The organism is Lacihabitans sp. CS3-21, from assembly GCF_024343675.1.
Taxonomy (GTDB): domain Bacteria; phylum Bacteroidota; class Bacteroidia; order Cytophagales; family Spirosomataceae; genus Leadbetterella.
Genome location: NZ_RJUD01000074.1, coordinates 1 through 1376, shown reverse-complemented (window position 1 = coordinate 1376; position 1376 = coordinate 1). Strand labels below are relative to the sequence as shown.

At 32.8% G+C, this 1376-nt stretch carries 1 protein-coding gene; it reads right to left on the bottom strand.

Translation table 11 applies throughout. From position 1 onward, the window contains the following. Positions 1 to 133 precede the first annotated feature (133 nt). The gene (locus EGI24_RS14490) at positions 134 to 493 is read right to left on the bottom strand and encodes a hypothetical protein (RefSeq protein WP_255048806.1); all 360 of its coding nucleotides are present in this window, start codon (positions 491 to 493) and stop codon (positions 134 to 136) included. Between the last annotated feature and the right edge of the window lie 883 nt (positions 494 to 1376).

The window sequence follows — 1376 nt, the reverse complement described above, 5'->3', positions numbered from 1 at the left end:
TCCATTTTTTCTCAAAATGCACTTACAAACGCAAAGGTATAAATTTTAGCTTAATTGTAATAACCAATCTTTCTAATTTTGATTATTCGGCAAAAAAAAAGCCCATGAAAATGAATGCATGGGCTTTCTGTGGTTAGGCATCTTCGTTGACTTTTTTACGCACTTTTCGCTTTATTTGCGATTTTTTAGTGCCTCCAGCCATCTGATACTGATTGGAGTCTTTGCCAAATTTGGCTGCCACTCCAGTGAGAATTCGTTCTGAGAAATCTCTTAGGGCTTTCTCTTTACTTTCCAAGTTGTTTTTGAGCTCATCAGCAACCGAAAGATGCGTATTGTAGGTGTTTAACACCGCTTCTACATCGTCAATAGCTGTTTGAAATTCAACAACTGTAAGACCGTTACCTAGGTCTAAATCTGTGGCAATGGATTTCAATCCTGAAATCCTTTGTACCGCTTGTGCCATAGCCACGCTGGCTTTCTTTCTGTAGCTCATTGTTTTAGCGTATAAAAAGTTAAAAAAAACCGGTACGCAGTATATGAATATCAAAAGAAATGACGTAGTATTGAAATTCGAACTTCAATGTACGCATTACAAAGGGTCTTTTTCCTCGCGAGAAAAAGGCCTTTTTTTGTGTTCAAAACACTTTTGTTACCGAGCTATACAAATACTTATAGCCTAAACTAAAAATGGAAAAATAACTTAGAAACATTGCGAACCTAGTTTAGAAATACATTTGGTATACAACCAAAGCTCAAAACCTGATTGGAAACAATATTTTGTTAATAAAAGAATTGCTCTATTAAGTTTGAAAGTTTTAATACATCATTAAAGACTTTACAAAACAAGATTGGCATCTTTAAAAACTAAATAAGAACATTTGATAATAAACATCAAACTTCTGAAGTCTAAGTTGTTCCAAAATAAACAAGTCAAAAAACTCACCAACGCTACCCCTCATTAACTTACAGGATCGTGCTAGTTTACAATTTCATCTCCTACTTTCGCTGATTTCAAGTCTATTAAACGAAAAATCCTGCAAAACACTCGTTTTAATTGTTTAATTTTTTGTTTGGTTTCTCATGGTGCTAAAGTTTGAAAGTGTTTTTGTGAAACAAGAACAAGTTTTAGCAATGAATTTATGTTTTTATATGACAAAAGCTTCACATCTTCAATGTATCCGCTTAAACCATATACACAAAATTAATCGCCAAAATTAATCCCAAAAACAATTTTCGAAATAAACAAAAAATAATTTGAATAAGTCTATATTTTCATCATAAAGTACAATTTTTGGCGAATTTGAAGAGATCATAAAAGCTATCAAGGCCATAAAGAGGCCAAATACGCTATATAAGGAACCCCTATCTTGGTATTT